8 protein-coding genes are annotated in these 18,778 nt (G+C 71.2%); all 8 read left to right on the forward strand.

The annotated features are described in order from the left end of the window. Positions 1 to 322 precede the first annotated feature (322 nt). The 8 genes from SACTE_RS30285 to SACTE_RS30320 all read left to right on the forward strand — a co-directional run bounded on the left by SACTE_RS30285 (position 323) and on the right by SACTE_RS30320 (position 18,745). Complete coding sequence (locus SACTE_RS30285; RefSeq protein WP_014049830.1) at positions 323 to 793, forward strand: MSMEG_6728 family protein; 471 nt, start codon at positions 323 to 325, stop codon at positions 791 to 793. A 70-nt stretch (positions 794 to 863) separates the two neighbouring features. Then, the gene (locus SACTE_RS30290; protein WP_014049831.1) at positions 864 to 1,469 is read left to right on the forward strand and encodes a TetR family transcriptional regulator; all 606 of its coding nucleotides are present in this window, start codon (positions 864 to 866) and stop codon (positions 1,467 to 1,469) included. Positions 1,470 to 1,525: 56 nt separating this feature from the next. Next, entirely contained in the window at positions 1,526 to 3,130 is a 1,605-nt protein-coding gene (locus tag SACTE_RS30295; RefSeq protein ID WP_014049832.1) for an MDR family MFS transporter, read from the forward strand. A gap of 611 nt (positions 3,131 to 3,741) precedes the next feature. Then, positions 3,742 to 4,683 carry a sterol desaturase family protein gene (locus tag SACTE_RS30300; protein ID WP_014049833.1) on the forward strand — a complete coding sequence of 314 codons (942 nt, stop codon included), beginning with the start codon at positions 3,742 to 3,744 and terminating at the stop codon, positions 4,681 to 4,683. Positions 4,684 to 4,793: 110 nt separating this feature from the next. Beyond that, a complete protein-coding gene (locus SACTE_RS30305; protein WP_014049834.1) occupies positions 4,794 to 14,249 on the forward strand; it encodes a non-ribosomal peptide synthetase/type I polyketide synthase in 9,456 nt (3,151 codons plus the stop codon). Continuing rightward, complete coding sequence (locus SACTE_RS30310; RefSeq protein WP_014049835.1) at positions 14,239 to 15,927, forward strand: NAD(P)/FAD-dependent oxidoreductase; 1,689 nt, start codon at positions 14,239 to 14,241, stop codon at positions 15,925 to 15,927. The genes SACTE_RS30305 and SACTE_RS30310 overlap by 11 nt, the downstream gene beginning before the upstream one ends. Then, positions 15,924 to 17,693 carry an NAD(P)/FAD-dependent oxidoreductase gene (locus SACTE_RS30315; protein ID WP_014049836.1) on the forward strand — a complete coding sequence of 590 codons (1,770 nt, stop codon included), beginning with the start codon at positions 15,924 to 15,926 and terminating at the stop codon, positions 17,691 to 17,693. The genes SACTE_RS30310 and SACTE_RS30315 overlap by 4 nt, the downstream gene beginning before the upstream one ends. Continuing rightward, positions 17,690 to 18,745: an NADP-dependent oxidoreductase gene (locus SACTE_RS30320; protein ID WP_014049837.1), complete on the forward strand. Its 1,056-nt coding sequence runs from the start codon at positions 17,690 to 17,692 to the stop codon at positions 18,743 to 18,745. Before SACTE_RS30315 ends, SACTE_RS30320 begins: the two co-directional genes overlap by 4 nt. Positions 18,746 to 18,778: the final 33 nt, after the last annotated feature.

Below are 18,778 nucleotides of genomic sequence, written 5' to 3' on the forward strand. Positions count from 1 at the left end.
CCCCAGGGACGCTAACAGGCCGAAGGACTTATGGAGTTGACGCCTTGTGAAGAGTCCGAAAGTCGACGCCGGGTGAACGCGGGAACAGATGGCGGAAATGCCGCGGCCCGCAGACGCGCACCCCGAAACATACCGACGCATGGGGGTGTGCGTGCGCGTGTGGCTTCTGCGCGCATCTGTTCGGACGCCGATCAGAACACTCGCACACCGGTTCGGTGGTGAGGAGTTCGCCGTCTTTCGGCGAGAAATGCAGCCGCCGTGTGAGTGGTGCGCCCTGGCCCGGTCGGGATCGATATCCGCGCACATGCGGTAGGCAGGAGCCATGCAGACATTCCTGCCGTACGCCGATTTCCGCCGGAGTGCCCTCGCGCTGGACCCGAGGCGGCTGGGCAAGCAGCGGGTCGAGACGATTCAGGTCCTGAGGGGACTCACCGTTCCGGGCTACGGGTGGCGCCGTCATCCGGCGGTCCGCATGTGGGCCGGATACCAGGAGGCGCTCGTGCGGTACGGCCTGGAGATGTGTGCCGTCTGGACGGAGGAGGGCAGAGCGGACACCTGTGCGGCGACCCTGATCCAGGACCTCGCCGCCTCGACCGGCCGCCCGACGGTCACCGTCCGGCCGGAGGCCGATCTCACCGCCGCGGGCGAAGTGCCCCCGTGGCTGGGTGACGAGGCGTTCCACCTGAGCCACCGCTCCGCGCTGGTGCGCAAGGATCCCGGGTACTATCGGCCGCTGTTCCCGGACGTTCCCCCCGATCTGCCGTACGTCTGGCCCGCCTCGGACCGGGGGTAGGGCTGAGCGGCGCGAGCCTGCGACCACCAGAGTTTTGCACACCGTGCAAACTTGCATAGTATGCATCCCCATGAGTGCCGAAGAGTCGTCTCTCGGGCTGCGCGAACGCAAGAAGCGCGCGACGCGTGACGCCCTGGCGAACGCGGCACTGCGCAGCGCCGCCGAGCGGGGAATCGAGAACGTGACGGTGGAGGCGGTCACCGACGAAGTCGGCGTCTCCGTAAGAACGTTCTTCAACTACTTCCCGTGTCTGGAGGACGCGATCACCCGCCCCGACCGGGGTTGCGCCGCCCGTCTGCGACAGGCGGTGCTCGACGCACCGGCACACCTGTCGGCGCTCGACGCCCTGCGCGAGGCGCTCGGCCAGGAACTCGCCGACATCGAGGAGGACCAGGAGCGCTGGGAGCTCCAGACGGCCGCACTGACGAAGAGCCCTTCGTTGCTGCCCGGCTTCCTGGCCGCCCAAGGGGCGGACGAGCGCGCGATGGTCGCCGTCCTGGCCGAACGGCTCGGCCAGGATCCCGAGTCCGATCTCCGCCCGAGGCTTCTCGCCCACGCGTCGATCGCCGCGGTGCGCGCGTCCGCCGAGCTCTGGGTGGCGTCCGGACGGACCCGCTCCTTCCTGAGCATCTACCGCGAGGCGTTCGCCTCGCTCGCCGCCGGTCTGAGCGGCTGAAGCACACCCGAGCCCCGCACCGGGGCCTGTCCGCAGAGAACGAGGAACGTTAGCCGATGACCGCTGCTCCCATACCCGAAAGCGATGCCGCCGGTGCGCTCGAGGGGGCCGCACCGACCATGACGCGCAGACACATACTCCAGGCCATGTCGGGGCTCATGGCCGGCATGTTCGTGGCCATCCTGGCCTCCACCGTGGTCGCCAACGCCCTGCCCAGGATCATCGCCGACCTGCACGGCACCCAGTCCTCCTACACCTGGGTCGTCACCGCTGAACTCCTGGCGATGACCGCGACCGTCCCGATCTGGGGCAAGCTGTCCGACCTGTACGACAAGAAGCTGCTGATCCAGCTCTCCCTCGGGATGTTCGTCGTCGGCTCGCTCGTCGCCGGGTTCTCCCACAGCGTGACCCTGCTCATCGTGAGCCGTGTGCTCCAGGGCATCGGCGCGGGCGGTCTGACCGCGCTCGCCCAGGTCGTGATGGCGGCCATCATCCCGCCGCGCGAACTGGGCCGCTACTCCGGCATCTTCGGAGCCGTCTTCGCCGTCGGCACCGTCGCCGGACCGCTCATCGGCGGTGTCCTCGTGGACACCTCCTGGCTGGGCTGGCGCTGGTGCTTCTTCATCGGCGTGCCGTTCGCCCTGCTCGCCATCGTGCTGCTCCAGCTGACGCTGAAACTGCCCACGGTCCGGCGTGAGGTGAAGATCGACTACGTCGGTGCCGTCCTCATCATGAGCGGCGTCAGCGCACTGCTGCTCTGGGTGACCCTCGCGGGCAACAACTTCGACTGGGTGTCGTGGCAGACCGCCGCCCTGGTCGGCGCCGGTGTCGTCCTGCTGGGCACCGCGGTCGTGGTCGAGTCCCGAGTCCCGGAACCGATGATCCCGCTGGACATCTTCCGCAACCGCACGGTGGCCCTGACGACCGTCGCGAGCATGCTGGTCGGCGTCGCCATGTTCGGCGGCACGGTGTTCCTCTCCCAGTACTTCCAGATCTCGCTGGGCAAGTCGCCGACCGCGGCCGGCCTGATGAGCCTTCCGATGATCCTCGGTCTGATGCTGTCCACCACCATCGCCGGGCAGATCATCTCCGCCCGGGGCAAGTGGAAGGGCTTCCTGATCGCGGGCGGCGTCATCATGACCGCGGGCATGGGGCTGCTGTCCACCATCAGCGCGGACTCCTCGTTCGGGCTGCTCAGCGTCTACATGGTGGTGCTCGGCGTCGGCGTCGGCATGCTGATGCAGAACCTGGTCCTGGCGGCTCAGAACGATGTGCCCGCCTCGGAACTCGGCGCGGCCACCTCGGTGTTGTCCTTCTTCCGCAGCCTCGGTGGTGCCATCGGCACGAGCGCCCTGGGCGCGGTGCTCGGCCACCGGGTGGCCGACGAACTGGAGAAGGGCTTCGGCGGCGCGGCGGCCGGCGGGGGCGGCGGCGGACACACCGTCCCCGATCTCTCCACCCTCCCGGAACCGGCCCGCCAGGTGGTCGAGCAGGCGTACGGAGTCGCGACCGCGGACGTCTTCCTGGTCGGCGCGCCCTTCGCGTTCCTCGCGCTGATCGCGGTCCTGTTCATCAAGGAGAAGCCGCTCAAGACCCAGAGCGGCATGGAGCGCCTCGCCGAGGAGAATGCGGCCAAGGCGGCGGTGACGCCGACGCACTGAGCGATCCACGGCGACGGACCGGCACGGTCCACCGCATCGAACGGGGCCCCGGCTGTACAGCCGGGGCCCCGTTCCGCATGCGCCTCCCCCGCCCTGCCGGGGGGCGCACACGGAGACCCCCTCGTGTCCCGGTACTCCGCCCCGGCTTGTGTCACGGTCCAGGGCGCGAGACGTCCCACGGCGGAGCTTTTCCAGGTGCGGGCGTACGCCGTGGCGCATGGCGAGGGGCTTTTCGGGGGGCAGTGTGATTACCGCTTGAACGTATTGCTCGTACTATTTAGCTCACATCGGCGATGCGAGGTCTTCCGCTATTCCGTCGGCACGGAGAAACGCGCTTGAATGGGCGGGCGGATGACCGGCCACCCCAGTCCGTCACGGATTTCGGGAGTCGGCCGGTGGTTAAAGCAGTGGGGATCGGAAATAAATGATCTGGGCTGATGGGACTGGGGGGCATCAGCTGGACGGGGCCCGATTCGTCGGAACCGGGCGCCCGAAATCAATCGGTGCGTGAGCTGCTGACGCCCTGGGGTGCCCATAGCCCCCTCGGGCCCTCTTGAACTGTGCCGATGCGTCTTCTCTCCTGGGTCACCATCTCGTGCGGAGGGTTGCTGGTGGACGAGTGTGAACGGCCGGCCGACGGCGGGAATCCTTCGGTTCCCCTTTCGGGCGGGGGGAGGCGTACGGTCAGGAATTCACTGGCCCCGCTTCTCCGTACGACTGCCTATCCGGTTCTTCTGCTGGCCGTTGTTCTGGTCGGTGCGGCCGCATTGCGCCTGGACTGGGATCCGGCGCGGGTCAGTCCGCTTTTCCTGGTCGGCACCCTCGTCTATCTCGGAGTCCTCGAACGGCTCATCCCGTACGAACGGGAATGGCACCCGGGAGGCGCCGAGTGGCGCTGGTACGGCGCCTACTTCGTGCTCACCATGGCCGGGAGCGGGCTGGCACAGTTCCTGGTCACGGCCGCCGTCGGCTGGATCTCACCCGCCGAGCCGGCCCACCACCTCGGCATCGAGATCCCCGGGGCCCTGCTGACCGGATCGTTCGTCGGTTACGTGGTGCACCGGCTGGGGCACAGCAACCCGATCCTGTGGCGGCTGCACGGCGTGCACCACGTGCCGGAGAAGGTGAACGTGGCCAACAACGGGGTGAACCACGTGCTGGACATCGTCCTGGCCCAGAGCCTCGTCCAGCTGACCGTGGCACTGATCGGGTTCTCGCGCCCGGCCGTGCTGGTGGTGGGTCTCTTCGTCGCCGCCCAGGGCTACTTCGTCCACGCCAACATCGACGTGCGCATCGGGCGGTTCAACCATCTGCTGGCCAGCCCCGAGCAGCACCGCCTGCACCACAGCACCGACCTGTCCGAGGCCGGCCACTACGGCTCCGACCTGTCGTGCTGGGACCACTTCTTCGGCAGCTTCACCTGGTACCCCGGCCGCGAACCGGCCTCGGTCGGCCTCGTCGACCCCGCCTCGTTCCCCGGCACCGGGGAGATCCTCGCCAGCCTTCTGCACCCCTGGAGACGGCGTCCGGCCACCGACCGCGGGCCCAACTGAGCGCCGGCTCCTACGGCACGGGCGCGGGCACGAGCGGGTGCCGCCCGGGCCGGGCCCGCCGTCCGCCGTACCCATCTCCTGTACCGCCACGACGACTTGAGAGGTTCGACATGGCCGACGCGAACAACAACCCGTTACGGAGCAAGGTGGCGATCATCGGTATGGGCTGCCGCCTGCCCGGCGGGGCCTCGGACCACCGGACGTTCTGGCGGAACCTCATGGAGGGCAAGGACTGCATCACGCCCACACCCCCCGACCGCTACGACGTCACCACGCTCGGCAGCCGCCACCGGGACAAGCCGGGACGGCTCGTCGGCGGCCGCGGCGGATACATCGACGGATTCGACGAGTTCGACCCCGAGTTCTTCGGCATCAGTCCGCGCGAGGCCGACCACATGGACCCCCAGCAGCGCAAACTGCTGGAGGTGGCCTGGGAGGCCCTGGAGGACGGCGGTCAGCGCCCCGCCGACCTCGCGGGCAGCGACGTCGCCGTCTACGTCGGCGCGTTCACCCTGGACTACAAGATCCTCCAGTTCGCCGACCTCGGCTTCACCTCGCTGGCCGCGCACACCGCGACCGGCACCATGATGACGATGGTGTCGAACCGCATCTCGCACTGCTTCGACTTCCGGGGGCCCAGCCTCTCCATCGACACCGCGTGCAGTTCCTCCCTGGTGGCCGTGCACCTCGCCTGCCAGGCGCTGGACCGGGGGGAGAGCGACCTCGCGCTCGCCGGAGGGACGCTCCTGCACATGGCCCCGCAGTACACCGTCGCCGAGACGAAGGGCGGCTTCCTGTCACCCGGTGGCCGCTCACGGACGTTCGACGCGGACGCCGACGGCTACGTGCGGGCGGAAGGCGTCGGTCTGGTCGCGCTGAAACGCCTGGAGGACGCCCTCCGCGACGGCGACCGGATCCACGCGGTGATCCTCGGCAGCGGAGTCAACCAGGACGGCCGTACCAACGGCATCACCGTGCCCAATCCCGAGGCGCAGGTCTCCCTCATCCGGCGCGTCTGCGCCGAGGCCGGGATCACGCCCGGCGCGCTCCAGTACATGGAGGCGCACGGCACCTCGACCCCCGTCGGCGACCCCATCGAGGCCAACGCGCTGGCCCGGGCCCTGGCCGTCGGACGCGCCCCGGGCGACCGCTGCTACGTGGGTTCGGTGAAGACCAACATCGGGCACACCGAGTCCGCCGCCGGGATCGCCGGTCTCATCAAGACCGTGCTGTGCCTCAAGCACCGGCACATCCCGCCCCACATCAACCTGGAGCGCCTCAACCCCGCCATCGACGCGGCCGCACTGCCGTACGAGATCCCCAGGCGACCGACCGCCTGGCCGGAGCACGAGGGGCCCGCCCGGGCAGGGGTCAACTCGTTCGGATTCGGCGGCACCAACGCACACGTCGTGCTGGAGGAGGCGCCACCCGGCACACCCGACGCCCCCGCCCTGGCGGCCGTGAGGACGCTTCCCCTCGAGAGGGCCGAGCCGGGGGAGCCCCGGGAGACCGCCGTGCTCGACGGACGTGGCTGGAGCATCCTGCCGCTGAGCGCCCGCCATCCGGAGGCCCTCGGCGAGATGGCCGGCCACATCGCGAGCGAACTGGCCGGCCGTGACGGCAGCCCGGGGGTGTCGCTGCCCGACCTCGGCCACACACTGGCACACCGCCGCCAGCACCTGCCCGAGCGGTTGTCCGTCGTGTACTCCTCACGCGCCTGTCTGGAGGAGGCGCTCACCGCGTACCGGCGGGGTGAGCCCCACCCCCGGGTCGTCCAGGGCCGCCTGCGTGCCGCCGACGAACGCCGGCTGGTCTGGGTCTTCACCGGCATGGGGCCCCAGTGGTGGGGGATGGGCCGCGAACTCCTCCGGGACGAGGCGGCGTTCCGGGCAGCCGTGACCGAGTGCGACCGCGTCCTGCGGGACTTCACCGGCTGGTCCCTGCTGGCGGAGATGACCGCCGGCGAATCCGCCTCGCGCATGAGCGAGACCTGGCTCGCGCAACCCGCCAACTTCGCCCTGCAGATCGGCCTGGCCGCCATGTGGCGGTCGTACGGGGTGCGGCCTGACGCCGTGGTGGGACACAGCACCGGGGAGATCGCCGCCTTCTACGAGGCGGGCGTCTACTCCCTCGAGGACGCGGTCAGGATCGTGGTGCACCGCAGCCGGCTCCAGCAGACCCTGGCCGGCACGGGCACCATGCTCGCCGTGAGCCTGTCGGAGGACGAGGCCGAGCGCCGGGTGCGCCCCTACCGGGACCGGGTCTCGATCGCCGCGGTCAACAGCCCCACCTCCCTCACGCTCGCGGGCGAGGAGGAGGCGCTGGCCCTGCTGGCCGAAGAGCTGAAGGCCGATCAGCTCTTCGCCAAGTTCCTCACCGTCGAAGTCCCCTACCACAGCGTCGGCATGGAACGGATCAAGGACGAGCTGTTCGAGGCGCTGGCCCCGCTCGCCCCGCGCCGGGCCCGGGTCCCGCTGTACCTCACCGGCCAGGAGGGGACCGCGGACGGCCCCGAGCTCGACGCGGCGTACTGGTGGAAGAACGTGCGCGAGCGGGTGCGCTTCCGGGCGGCCGTGGACCGCCTGGCCGACGACGGGCACCAGGTGTTCCTGGAGATCGGCCCGCACCCGGTGCTCGGCCACTCGATCCGTGAATGCCTCGACGCCCAGGGGGCGTCCGGCCTCACCCTGTCCTCGATCCGCCGCAAGGAGAACGAGAGCGAGCGGTTCGCCGCCTCACTCGCCGCCCTCCACAACCTCGGCACCGGCATCGACTGGAACGCCCTCCAGCCCACCGGCAGGCCGGTCACCCTGCCCCGCTACCCCTGGAAGCGCGACCGCCACTGGACCGAGCCGCCGCCGGTCGCCCAGGTACGCCTGGGCCTCCTCGACCACCCGCTCCTCGGCCGCCGCACCGACCACGCGGAGCCGACCTGGCAGGCCCGGCTGGACACCGAGACCCTGCCGTACCTGGCCGACCACCGCATCCAGGACACCGTGGTGTTCCCCGCCGCCGGCTATCTGGAGATGGCCTCCCAGGCCGTCCTGCGGCTCACCGGAGGCACCCACACCGTCCTCGCCGACATCGACCTGCGCAAGGCACTCTTCCTCCCCGACGCCGAGGACAGGACCGTTCAGCTCTCGCTCTCCCTGGAGGACGCCGCCTTCACCGTCGCCTCCCCGGCCGGACCCGACGGAGAGCGGACCGTGCACGCGAGCGGCGTGGTCCGCAGCGGGCAGCGCCGCGACGCCGGCCCGCCGCTCGACGCCCCGGCGATCCTGGCACGCACCGACCGGCACCTCGACAAACCCGCCTGCTACGCCGCGCTCGCCGGGCTCGGCTACCACTACGGACCCGCCTTCCAGGCCATCGAGGAGGTCTGGGTCGGCACCCGGGAGGTGCTCGCCCGGATCCGCCCACCCCGGGCCATCGGCGACGACGCGGCCCGCCACCACCTCCACCCGGTCCTGCTCGACGCCTGCTTCCAGTCGCTGCTGACCCCGCAGATCCTGGAGGACGGCACCGTGCCGGGCACCGGCATCAGGCTGCCGCTCTCGGTGGGCGAGGTGGCGCTGGGACCCGTCGGCGACCAACCGCTCTGGGTACACGCCACGGTGCTCCCCGGTGACGAGGACACCACCCTCGGGGACATCGCCCTGTACGCCGACGACGGAGCGCCGCTGGGCCGGATCAGCGGATTCCGGGCCGCCGACGTGGAGAAGGCGGCGACCACCGTCGCACGCACCACCATCGACTCCTGGCTCGCCGAGACCGTCTGGACCGAGAGCCCGTCGGAGCCGGCCGAGGCCGACGGCCCGGCCGCCGCGGCACGGGACCACGGCTGGCTGCTCCTCGCCGACGGCCACGGGGTCGCCGACGCCTTCGCCGCCCTCGCCGAGGCCCGGGGCGAACGCTGCCGTCTGGTGCGCCGGGGCGACCGGTACACGGCGGCGGGGACCGGCGGCACGTACACCGTCGACCCCGGGTCCGCGGCCGATCTGCAGCGCCTCTTCGCCGACCTGGACCGGGAGGGCGGCCCCTTCCGCGGAGCCGTCCTGCACTTGTGGAACCTCGACCGGCCGGACCTCGCCCGGTGCGACCGGCAGGCACTCGCCGACCACACCGGCCCGGGCTCTTACTCACTGATCGCGCTCGCCCGGACCCTGCTCGCCCGCGGCACCGGCGGCCGCCTGCACATCGTGACCCGGGGCGCCCAGCCCGTCCTGCCCGGCGAGACAGTCGAACCGCTCGGGGCGCCCGCGTGGGGCGTCGGCCGGGTGCTGCGCCACCAGGAACTCGTCGGCCACCCGGGAAAGCTGATCGACCTCGACCCCCTGACACCGCCAGACCCCCCGGGCGTACGCGCCGACGCCGAGGCGCTGCTGCGGGAGGTGCTGAGCGACGACGAGGAGGAGATCGCGCTGCGCGCGGGGGCACGCCGCACCAGCCGCCTGCGCCCCGCCGAAGACCTGACCCGGCCCCTGCCGCTCAGGCTGCGGGCCGACGGCAGCTACCTGGTGACCGGTGCCTTCGGCGCGCTGGGCCGTCTCCTGTGCCGCACGCTCGTCCGCAGAGGGGCCCGCAGGCTCATCCTCGTGGGCCGCACACCGGTCCCCGCCCGTGAGAAGTGGGGCGGCACCGACCCCGCCACCGCCGAGGGCCGCGCCGTCGCCCTCCTGCGGGAGCTGGAGGACCTCGGCGCCCAGACCGTCCTGGCCCCCCTCGACATCACCGACGAGGACGCCCTGACCGGCTGGCTCGACGCCTACCGGCGCACCGGTCCGCCGCCGGTACGCGGCGTGTTCCATCTCGCCGGACAGGTGCGCGACACCCTGGTCACCGATCTGGACCGGGCCACCTTCGACGCCGTCCACGGTCCCAAGACCGTCGGCGCCTACCTCCTGCACCGGCACCTGCGGGACGAACCCCTCGACCACTTCGTCCTGTTCGCCTCGATCGCCTCCCTGCTGACCACCGCGGGCCAGACCAACTACGCCGCGGGCAACGCCTTCCTGGACGCCCTGGCCCACCACCGCCGCGCCCAGGGCCTGCCCGCACTGAGCCTGGACTGGGGCCCCTGGGCCACCGGAATGATCGAAGAACTCGGCCTGGCCGACCACTACCTGCACAGCCGCGGTATGAGCTCCCTCGCCCCGGCGGCCGGCATGGGCGTCCTGGAGCGCGTCATCGGCCAGGACCACGCACAGCTGATCGTCGCCACCGTCGTCGACTGGCCCGTCTTCCTGGCCTGGTACCCGGCCCCGCCGCCCTTGGTCACCGAGCTGGCCGCGGCATCCGCCCCCCAGGCGGCCACCGGATCGGGCAACGCCTTCCTCGACGTCTTCGGCGCCGCCGACGAGGACACCCGCCGCTCCATGGTGGCCGACCGGTTCGCCGAGCTGGCCGCCGCCGTCCTGCGCACCGGAGCGGACCGCGTCGACATGGCGAGCGGCCTCGGCACGCTCGGCCTCGACTCGCTGCTCGCCATGGAGCTGCGTGCCCGGATCCACGCCGAGCTGGGCGTGGCCCTGCCCGTGGTCGCCCTGCTGAGCGGCACCTCGGCCGGCGAGCTGGCCGCCCAGCTCCACGAGGGGTTGACCGCCCTGGTCGCCGCCGACGACTCCGACGGGGCCGCCGGCGCCGTCGAACTGCACCACGACGAGCGCCAGTACCCCCTGACCCAGAACCAGAAGGCTCTGTGGTTCCTCAAGCACCTCAACCCCGACGGCTACGCCTACAACATCGGGGGAGCCGTCGAGGTGACCGTCCCGCTCGAACCGGAGCTGATGTTCGAGGCCGTCCGCCGGCTGATCGCACGGCACCCGTCGCTGCGCACCAACTTCCTCCTGGAGGACGGCCGGGCCGTGCAGCGGGTCTCCCCGGACGTGGAACCCGACCTCGCCCTCTTCGACGTGCAGGACCAGGACTGGGAGACCATCCACCGGACGATCGTCGCCGAGTACCGCAAGCCGTACGACCTCGCACAGGACCCGCTGGTCCGCTTCCGCCTCTTCAAGCGCGGGCCCGAGCGCTGGGTCATCATGAAGGCCGTCCACCACATCGTCTCCGACGCCATCTCCACGTTCACCTTCATCGAGGAACTCTTCGAGGTGTACGAGGCGCTGCGGCAGGGGCAGGAACCGCGGCTCGAACCGGTGGGCGCACGCTACCTGGACTTCCTGAACCAGCAGAACGAGTTCCTGGCAGGCCGTGAGGCCGCGGGGATGCTCGACTACTGGCGCTCCCACCTGCCCGCCGAGGTCCCGCTCCTCGACCTGCCCGTCGACAAGCCCCGCCCGGCCGTCCAGACCCACAACGGAGCCTCGGAGTTCTTCGAGCTCGACACCGAGCTCAGCGCCCGCGTCCACGCGCTGGCCCGCGCCCACCACGTCACCCCGTTCATGGTGCTGCTGAGCGCGTACTACCTCCTGCTCCACCGCTACTCCGGGCAGGACCACATCGTCGTCGGCAGCCCCGTGACCGGCCGCACCCGGCAGGACTTCGCCTCCGTCTACGGCTACTTCGTCAACCCGCTCCCGCTGCACGCCGACCTCTCGGGCGACCCGACCGTCACCGAACTGCTGGAACAGGTCCGCCGGACCGTGCTCGGCGGCCTCGACAACCAGGAGTACCCCTTCGTCCTCCTCGTCGAGGAGCTGGGCCTCCAGCACGACCCCAGCCGCTCGGCCGTGTTCCAGGCGATGTTCATCCTGCTGACCCACAAGGTGGCCACCGAGCAGTACGGGTACCGGCTGAACTACATCGAACTTCCCGAAGAGGAGGGCCAGTTCGACCTCACCCTGTCGGCCTACGAGGACGAGTCGGAGCACCGCTTCCACTGCGTGTTCAAGTACAACACCGACCTCTTCCTCCCGCAGACCGTACGGCGGATGGCCTCCCACTACACCCGGCTGCTCGACCGGATGACCCGGGCGGAGGGCGAGGAGACCACGTCCCGGCTGGAGATGCTCGACGACGGCGAACGGGAGCGGCTGACCGGGCTGTGGAGCAGGCCCGCCCTGCCCCCCGGCGGCGAGGGCGAAGCGCCCTTCCTGCCCGTCCACACCCTGATCGGCCGGATCGCCGCCGCCCGCCCCGAGGCCGTCGCCGTCACCGCGCCCGCCCCGGACGGCGTCGCCCGGCGGCTGACCTACGGGGAGCTGGAGCGCCGGGCGACCGAGTGCGCCCGCCGGCTGCGCGCGCTCGGCGTCACGCACGGTTCGGTGGTCGCGCTCCGGCTCGACAAGTCGCCCGAGATGATCGTCACCCTCCTCGCCGTGCTGAAGGCGGGCGGAGCCTATCTCCCGGTCCAGCCCGACCAGCCGGCCGACAGGCTGGCGCACCTCCTGCGGACCACGGGCGCGGTGCTCGTCGTCGACGGCGCCGCGAGGCCGGAGCCCGCCGACGCACTGCCCGTGGCGACGGTGACCCTGGACGTGCTGCACGCGGCCCGGCCGGACACCTCGCCGGAACAGGGGAGCGACCCCGCCGAGGAGGTCCGCCCCGACTCTCCCGCGTATGTCATCACCACCTCGGGATCCACCGGCCGGCCCAAGGCGGTCCGGGTCGGCCACGGCAACCTCGCCTCGGCGTACGCCGCGTGGCGCGACACCTACCGCCTGGAGCGGGACGTCCGGGTGCACCTCCAGATGGCCGGACCGTCGTTCGACGTGTTCACCGGCGACCTGGTCCGCGCGCTGTGCTCGGGCGGGAACCTCGTTCTGGCCGACCGCGACCTGCTCTTCGACACCCCGCGGCTGTACCGCACGATGCGCCAGGAAGGTGTGGACTGCGCCGAGTTCGTGCCGGCGGTGGTGCGGGGCCTGATGGACCACTGCGTCAGGGAAGGGCTGCGGCTGGACTTCCTGCGGCTGCTGGTGGTCGGCTCGGACGGCTGGAACGTGGGGGAGTACCGCCGGCTGAGCGAGCTGTGCGGCCCGGCCACCCGGCTCGTCAACTCCTACGGTCTGACCGAGGCGACCGTCGACAGCGCGTTCTTCGAGGGCCCCGTCGACGATCTGGAGCCGGGCCTGATGGTCCCGATCGGCCGCCCCCTGCCCAACAGCACGCTCCACGTCCTCGACACGCACGGCGAGCCCGTCCCGCCCGGGGTCCCCGGCGAACTGTGGATCGGCGGCGACGGAGTGGCCCTCGGATACGCGGGCGACCCGGAGGAGACCGGCCGGCGCTTCGTGACCCGCACCCTGAGCCGCCGCCCGGACGCGGCGCCCGAACGGCTCTACCGGACCGGTGACATCGCCCGCTGGGACGCACACGGCCGGGTCCATCTGCTGGGCCGCACGGACGGGCAGGTGAAGCTGCGCGGCCACCGCATCGAGATCGGCGAGATCGAGGCGCACCTGGACCGGTGGCCCGCGCTCATCCGGGCCGTGGTCACGGTGCGCACCGACAGCCGGGGGGACGCGGCGCTCTGCGCCTACTGCGTGCCGACCCCCGGCTCCGCGCTGGACAGGCGGGCGCTGCGGCGCCACCTGGCCGCCTCCCTGCCCTCGTACATGATCCCGTCGTACATCGTCCAGGTGCCCGCGCTGCCGCTCACGGCCAACGGCAAGGTCGACCTCGCCTCCCTGCCCGCTCCGAGTGCCGAGACGCGGGAGCGGCCGCACGAACCACCGGCCACCCTCTACGAGGTCAGCGTGGCCAGGCACTGGAAGGAGCTGCTCGGACTCGAACAGGTGGGCCTGGAGGACGACTTCTTCGAGTCCGGGGGCAGTTCGATCAAGCTCATCGAACTCCTCCACCACCTGCGCACCGAATTCGGCGTCACCGTCCCCGTCAGCCGGCTCTACCGCACGACCACCCTGCACGGTATGGCGGCGACGGTGGAGGAGGTCCTGCACGGTACGACGGCCGACGAACTGCCCTTCCTGGCCTTCAACGGCGGTCGGTCCCCGCTCGTCTTCGCCTTCCCGCCCGCCGGCGGCCACGGGCTCGTCTACCGCGGCCTCGCCTCCCACCTCCCGGAGTACGCCGTCATAGGCTTCAACTACCTCCCGGGCGACGACAAGGTGGTCCGGTACGCCGATCTGATCGAGTCGGCCCAGCCCGAAGGCCCTTGCCTGCTCCTCGGCTACTCCCTCGGCGGCAACCTCGCCTTCGAGACGGCCAAGGAGCTGGAACGCCGCGGCCGTCACGTCGCCCACGTCGTCGTCCTGGACTCCCGCCGGATCCTGGAGCCGTACGCCCCGGGGGACGAAGGGATCCGGGTCTTCGAGGCAGAGCTCGCCGAGCACCTGCGCAAACACACCGGGTCCGAGGCCGTCGCCCGCGAGACCCTCGCCCACGCGGCGGAGTACCTGACCTTCTGCGGACGCACCCCCAACACCGGCACCGTCACCGCGGCGGTCAGCGTCATCACCGACGAGGAGAAGGCGTCCCTCTACGCCGCCGGCGAGCGCGGCACCTGGCACGGCAGCTCCACCGGCCCCACCACCGTGCTGCGCGGCTCGGGCACCCACGCCGACATGCTCGACCCCAAGCACCTCGCCCGCAACGCCGAGCTGGTACGGGCCCTGCTGACGGGGGACGTGGCCCATGGCGGATGACGGCCCCACCGACTGGAACGACCGCGAGCGCGCACCGGGCACGCCCCCACGGGTCATCGTCATCGGCGCGGGCGTGGCCGGCCTGTCCACCGGCTGCTACGCCCAGATGAGCGGCGCCCGGACCCGGATCCTCGAGAAGCACGTGCTGCCCGGCGGCTGCTGCACCGCCTGGTCGCGCGACGGCTACCTCTTCGACTACTGCATCGAATGGCTGATCGGTACCGCTCCCGGCAACGACGCCCACCAGGTGTGGCGTGAACTGGGCGCGTTCGACGGCAAGACGATGACCAACTTCGAGCTCTTCAACAAGGTCGAGGACGCGAGCGGCCGGTCGGTGACGTTCTACAACGACCCGGACCGCCTCGAAGCCCATCTCCTGGAGGTCTCGCCCGCCGACTCCGCGCCCGTCCGGGCGTTCACCCGCGACCTGAGGCGGTTCACCGGGATCGACCTGTACCCGTTCCTGACCGCGCCCCCGCTGCGCACCGTACGGGAGAGGGCCGCTCTGCTGCGCACGGTCCTGCCCGCCTTCCGGCTGTTCTGGCGCACCGCCGCGACCCCGATGCACACCTTCGCCGACACCTTCCAGGACCCGCTCCTGCGCCAGGCCTTCCGCAACATCTTCTTCCAGGACCCGGAAGGCTTCCCCCTCCTGCCGTACCTCTTCAACATGGCAGCCGCCCACCACGGCAACGCCGGCTTCCCGCAGGGCGGTTCGCTGGGCCTGGCCCGGTCCGTCGAGGAGCGCTACCTGGGCCTCGGCGGCACGGTCACCTACCGGGCCCGCGCGGAGAAGGTCCTGGTGGAGAACGGCCGGGCGATCGGCGTCGAGCTCAGGAACGGCAGGCGCTACTTCGCCGAGCACATCGTGTCGGCCTGCGACGGCCACACCACGGTGTACAAGCTGCTGGGCGGCCGGTACACCGGGCCCCGGATCGAGAAGCTGTACGGCGACCTGATCGAACGCCCCGGCACCCTCTTCCCGGCGGTCGTGTCCGCCTTCGTCGGCATCCGGGGCCCGTTCGGCGAGGAGGAGGCGCACAGCACCACCCACCTGCTGTCCGCCGAGGACGCGGCCGAGCTGCCCGGCGCCCTGCAGAACAGCCTGGTCGTGCAGGTGCGGTCCCGCTACTCCGACGGATTCGCGCCGCCCGGCCACAGCGTCGTGCACTGCACCTACTTCAGCGACTTCGCCTACTGGAAGGAGCTGCGCACCAGGGACCGCAAGGAGTACCGGGCCCGCAAACGCCAGGTGGCCGCCTTCGTCCGCCGCTTCCTGGAGCGCCGTACCCCCGGGCTCGCCGGCCGCGTCGAACTCGTCGACGTGGCCTCGCCCGCCACCACGCACCGGTACACCGGCAACCACGACGGTTCGATCCTGGCCTGGAAGGCCTTCTCCGACGCCGACGACGTCGCGGCCCGGCTGGTCGGCAAGGACCGCATGCGCCTGCCCGGGCTGAGCGGCTTCTCCATGGCCGGCCAGTGGGTCGGCATGGGCGGCCTGATCCGCGCCGCGTCCACGGGCCGCTTCGCCACCCAGTACCTCTGCCGCGAACTGGGCCTGGAGTTCCGCGCGTGGGAGAGCGACGGCACCGCCGCCGAACCCTGGCATCCGGGGAAGCTGGGGCATCTGCCTCAGCTCGACCGCTGGTCCGCACGGGAGGGAACCGGCTCATGACCGAGGAGAAGAGCAGCACCGAGCCGGGGGGCTCCGGCAGCCCCAGAGAGACGATGATCATCATCGGCGCGGGTCTCGGAGGACTGTCCACGGGGTGCTACGCGCAGATGAACGGCTACCGCACCCAGGTCCTGGAGATGCACGAACTGCCCGGCGGCTGCTGCACGGCCTGGGACCGCGGCGGCTTCACCCTCGACTGCTGCGTCAGCTGGCTCCTCGGAAGCGGTCCCGGCAACGAGATGCACCAGATCTGGCTGGAACTGGGCGCACTGCAGGGCAAGGAGGTGCGCCACTTCGACGTGTTCAACATCGTGCGCGGCCAGGACGGCAGGGCCGTCCACTTCTACTCCGACCCCGACCGGCTGGAGGCGCACCTCATCGAACTCTCACCGGCCGACGCCAGGACGGTGCGCACGTTCTGCTCCCAGCTGCGCACCTTCCGCAAGGCGCTGGCCGTCTACCCCTTCCTCAAGCCCGTCGGCCTGATGAGCCGTACGGAGCGCTGGCGGATGCTCGCGTCGTTCCTCCCCTACTTCAACGCCGTCCGCACCACCATCAGCGTCCTGATGACCGACTTCTCGGCCCGCTTCAAGGACCCGCTGCTGCGCGAGGCGTTCAACTTCATTCTGTACGAGAAGCACCCGGCCTTCCCGGTACTGCCGTTCCACTTCCAGCTCGCCTCGCACGCCAATCTCTCGGCCGGCGTGCCCGAGGGCGGCTCGCTGGGGCTGGCCGAGTCGATCGAGCGCCGCTACCGACGTCTCGGCGGCGAGGTCTCGTACAACACGAAGGTCGAGACCGTGATCGTCGAGGACGACCGCGCCGTGGGCGTCAGGCTCAGCGACGGACGGGAGCTGCGCGCGGACATCGTGGTGTCGGCCTGCGACGGATACACCACGACCATGAAGTTCCTGGGCGGCCGCTATCTCGACGACACCTACCGGCGCCTCTACACCCGGACCATCCAGGAACCCGGCATGGTCTTCCCCGGCTACTTCACCCTCTTCCTCGGCCTCTCCCGGCCGTTCCCCGAGGGCGATCCCTGCACGACCTACCTGCTCGACGAGGCCACGGCGGCCGAACTCACCGGCATCCGCCACGCGAGCATCAACGTCCAGTTCCGCAGCCGCCATTACCCGGAGCTCTCACCCAGCGGGACCACCGTCGTCTACGCCACCTACTTCTGCGACATCGCCCCGTGGCGGGCCCTGGACGAAGGCCCGGAGCAGCTCACCCGGACCCGCGGCGGCGAGGAACTCCACACCCTGCCCGTGCGGCACGGACGCGGCTACTACGCCGCCAAACGACGGGCGAGGGAAGCGCTCGTGGACTTCCTGGAAGAGCGATTCCCCGGCATCCGGGACGCGATCGTCGTCCGCGACGTCTCCAGCCCCCTCACCCAGGTCCGCTACACGGGCAACTACGACGGCACGGTCCTCGGCTGGCAGCCGTTCGTGGAGAGCGGGGAGACACTGGAGGAGCTGATCAAGAAGAACGGCCCCACCCTGCCCGGACTGCGCAACTTCTACCAGTCCGGCGTATGGGCCACCACCGGCGGGCTGATCCGGGCCGCCGCCGCCGGACGCCACGTCATGCAGTTCGTCTGCCGCGACGACGGCCGGCCTTTCACCGCGTCGGTGGACCGCACCGCGCCCCCGCCGACCCACCGCGTCATCCCCGTACCGGCACGCCCCGACCCCCGCTCCACGGACGGGCGGCGGACCACCAGCGCACGGACGACAGGGAAAGCAGGAAAGACGACATGAAGATCAAGAAGTGGGTGGTCCGCGAGCACGTCGAGGGCGTGCCCGACGTGGACCGCGTCTACGAGAAGGTCGTCGAGGACCTCGACGTGGACCTGGCCCCCGACGAGATGCTCCTGCGCACGCTCTACGTGTCGGTCGACCCCTACCTCCAGGGCATCGCCCTGGACACCCCGCTCGGTGCCCACATGGGGGCCGACTCGGTCATGGAGGTGTTGGAGGCCGGGCCGCTCGCCGCCCACCGCGCCGGCGACCTGGTCCAGGGATTCGGCGGCTGGCGCTCCCATGTGGTCAGCACGGGCGCCGCCGAGCTCTGGCAGACCGGCACCTTTCCCATGGTCTTCCCCGCCTACCGCAGGCTGGACCCCGGCCGGTACGACGACGCCCTGCCGCTCGAGACCGCCCTGAGCGTGATGGGAGGCCCCGGGATGACGGCCTGGGGGACCCTCACCAAGTACATGACGGTCAGGCCCGGCGACACCTTCGTCATCAGCGGGGCGTCCGGCGCGGTGGGCGCGCTCGTCGGCCAGCTGGCCGCCCTCGCGGGCGCCCGGGTCGTCGGGACCACCTCCTCCCCGCAGAAGGCGGACTACCTCACGGGACTCGGCTTCGACACGGTCCTCACCTACCGGCACGGAGACAGCGCCGACACCGTCGGGAAGGCGCTCGCGCGCGCCGCCCCGGACGGCATCGACCGGTACTTCGACAACCTGGGCGGCACCGTCACCGACGCGGTGTTCCCGATGCTCAACATCGGCAGCCAGGTGGCCGTGTGCTGGCAGTGGGCGACCCAGGTCGGCAACGAGGGCGTCGGGCCGCGGCTCCTGCCGTACCTCATGTTCCCGCGCGCGACCGTACGGGGGATCTTCTCGCTGGAGTGGTTCACCGAACAGAACTGGCAGGCCCTCCACACCGAGCTGGGCGGCCTGGTCCGGCGCGGCGAGGTCGTCTTCGACCACACCGTCCACCACGGCTTCGACGCCATCCCCACCGCCTACGACAGCCTCTACCGCGACCGCGAGGTCAACCGCGGAAAGGTGCTCGTCGAACTCTGACCGCCACGCCCCCTCGACGAACCCCACCGGCAC

This window comes from Streptomyces sp. SirexAA-E (assembly GCF_000177195.2).
Classification (GTDB): Bacteria; Actinomycetota; Actinomycetes; order Streptomycetales; family Streptomycetaceae; genus Streptomyces; species Streptomyces flavovirens.

What these genes read in the sequence shown, in the direction of transcription:
- SACTE_RS30285 (WP_014049830.1), top strand. Translation starts at nt 323, where the DNA reads ATGCAGACATTCCTGCCGTACGCCGATTTCCGCCGGAGTGCCCTCGCG.
- SACTE_RS30290 (WP_014049831.1), top strand. Translation starts at nt 864, where the DNA reads ATGAGTGCCGAAGAGTCGTCTCTCGGGCTGCGCGAACGCAAGAAGCGC.
- SACTE_RS30295 (WP_014049832.1), top strand. Translation starts at nt 1,526, where the DNA reads ATGACCGCTGCTCCCATACCCGAAAGCGATGCCGCCGGTGCGCTCGAG.
- SACTE_RS30305 (WP_014049834.1), top strand. Translation starts at nt 4,794, where the DNA reads ATGGCCGACGCGAACAACAACCCGTTACGGAGCAAGGTGGCGATCATC.
- SACTE_RS30310 (WP_014049835.1), top strand. Translation starts at nt 14,239, where the DNA reads ATGGCGGATGACGGCCCCACCGACTGGAACGACCGCGAGCGCGCACCG.
- SACTE_RS30315 (WP_014049836.1), top strand. Translation starts at nt 15,924, where the DNA reads ATGACCGAGGAGAAGAGCAGCACCGAGCCGGGGGGCTCCGGCAGCCCC.
- SACTE_RS30320 (WP_014049837.1), top strand. Translation starts at nt 17,690, where the DNA reads ATGAAGATCAAGAAGTGGGTGGTCCGCGAGCACGTCGAGGGCGTGCCC.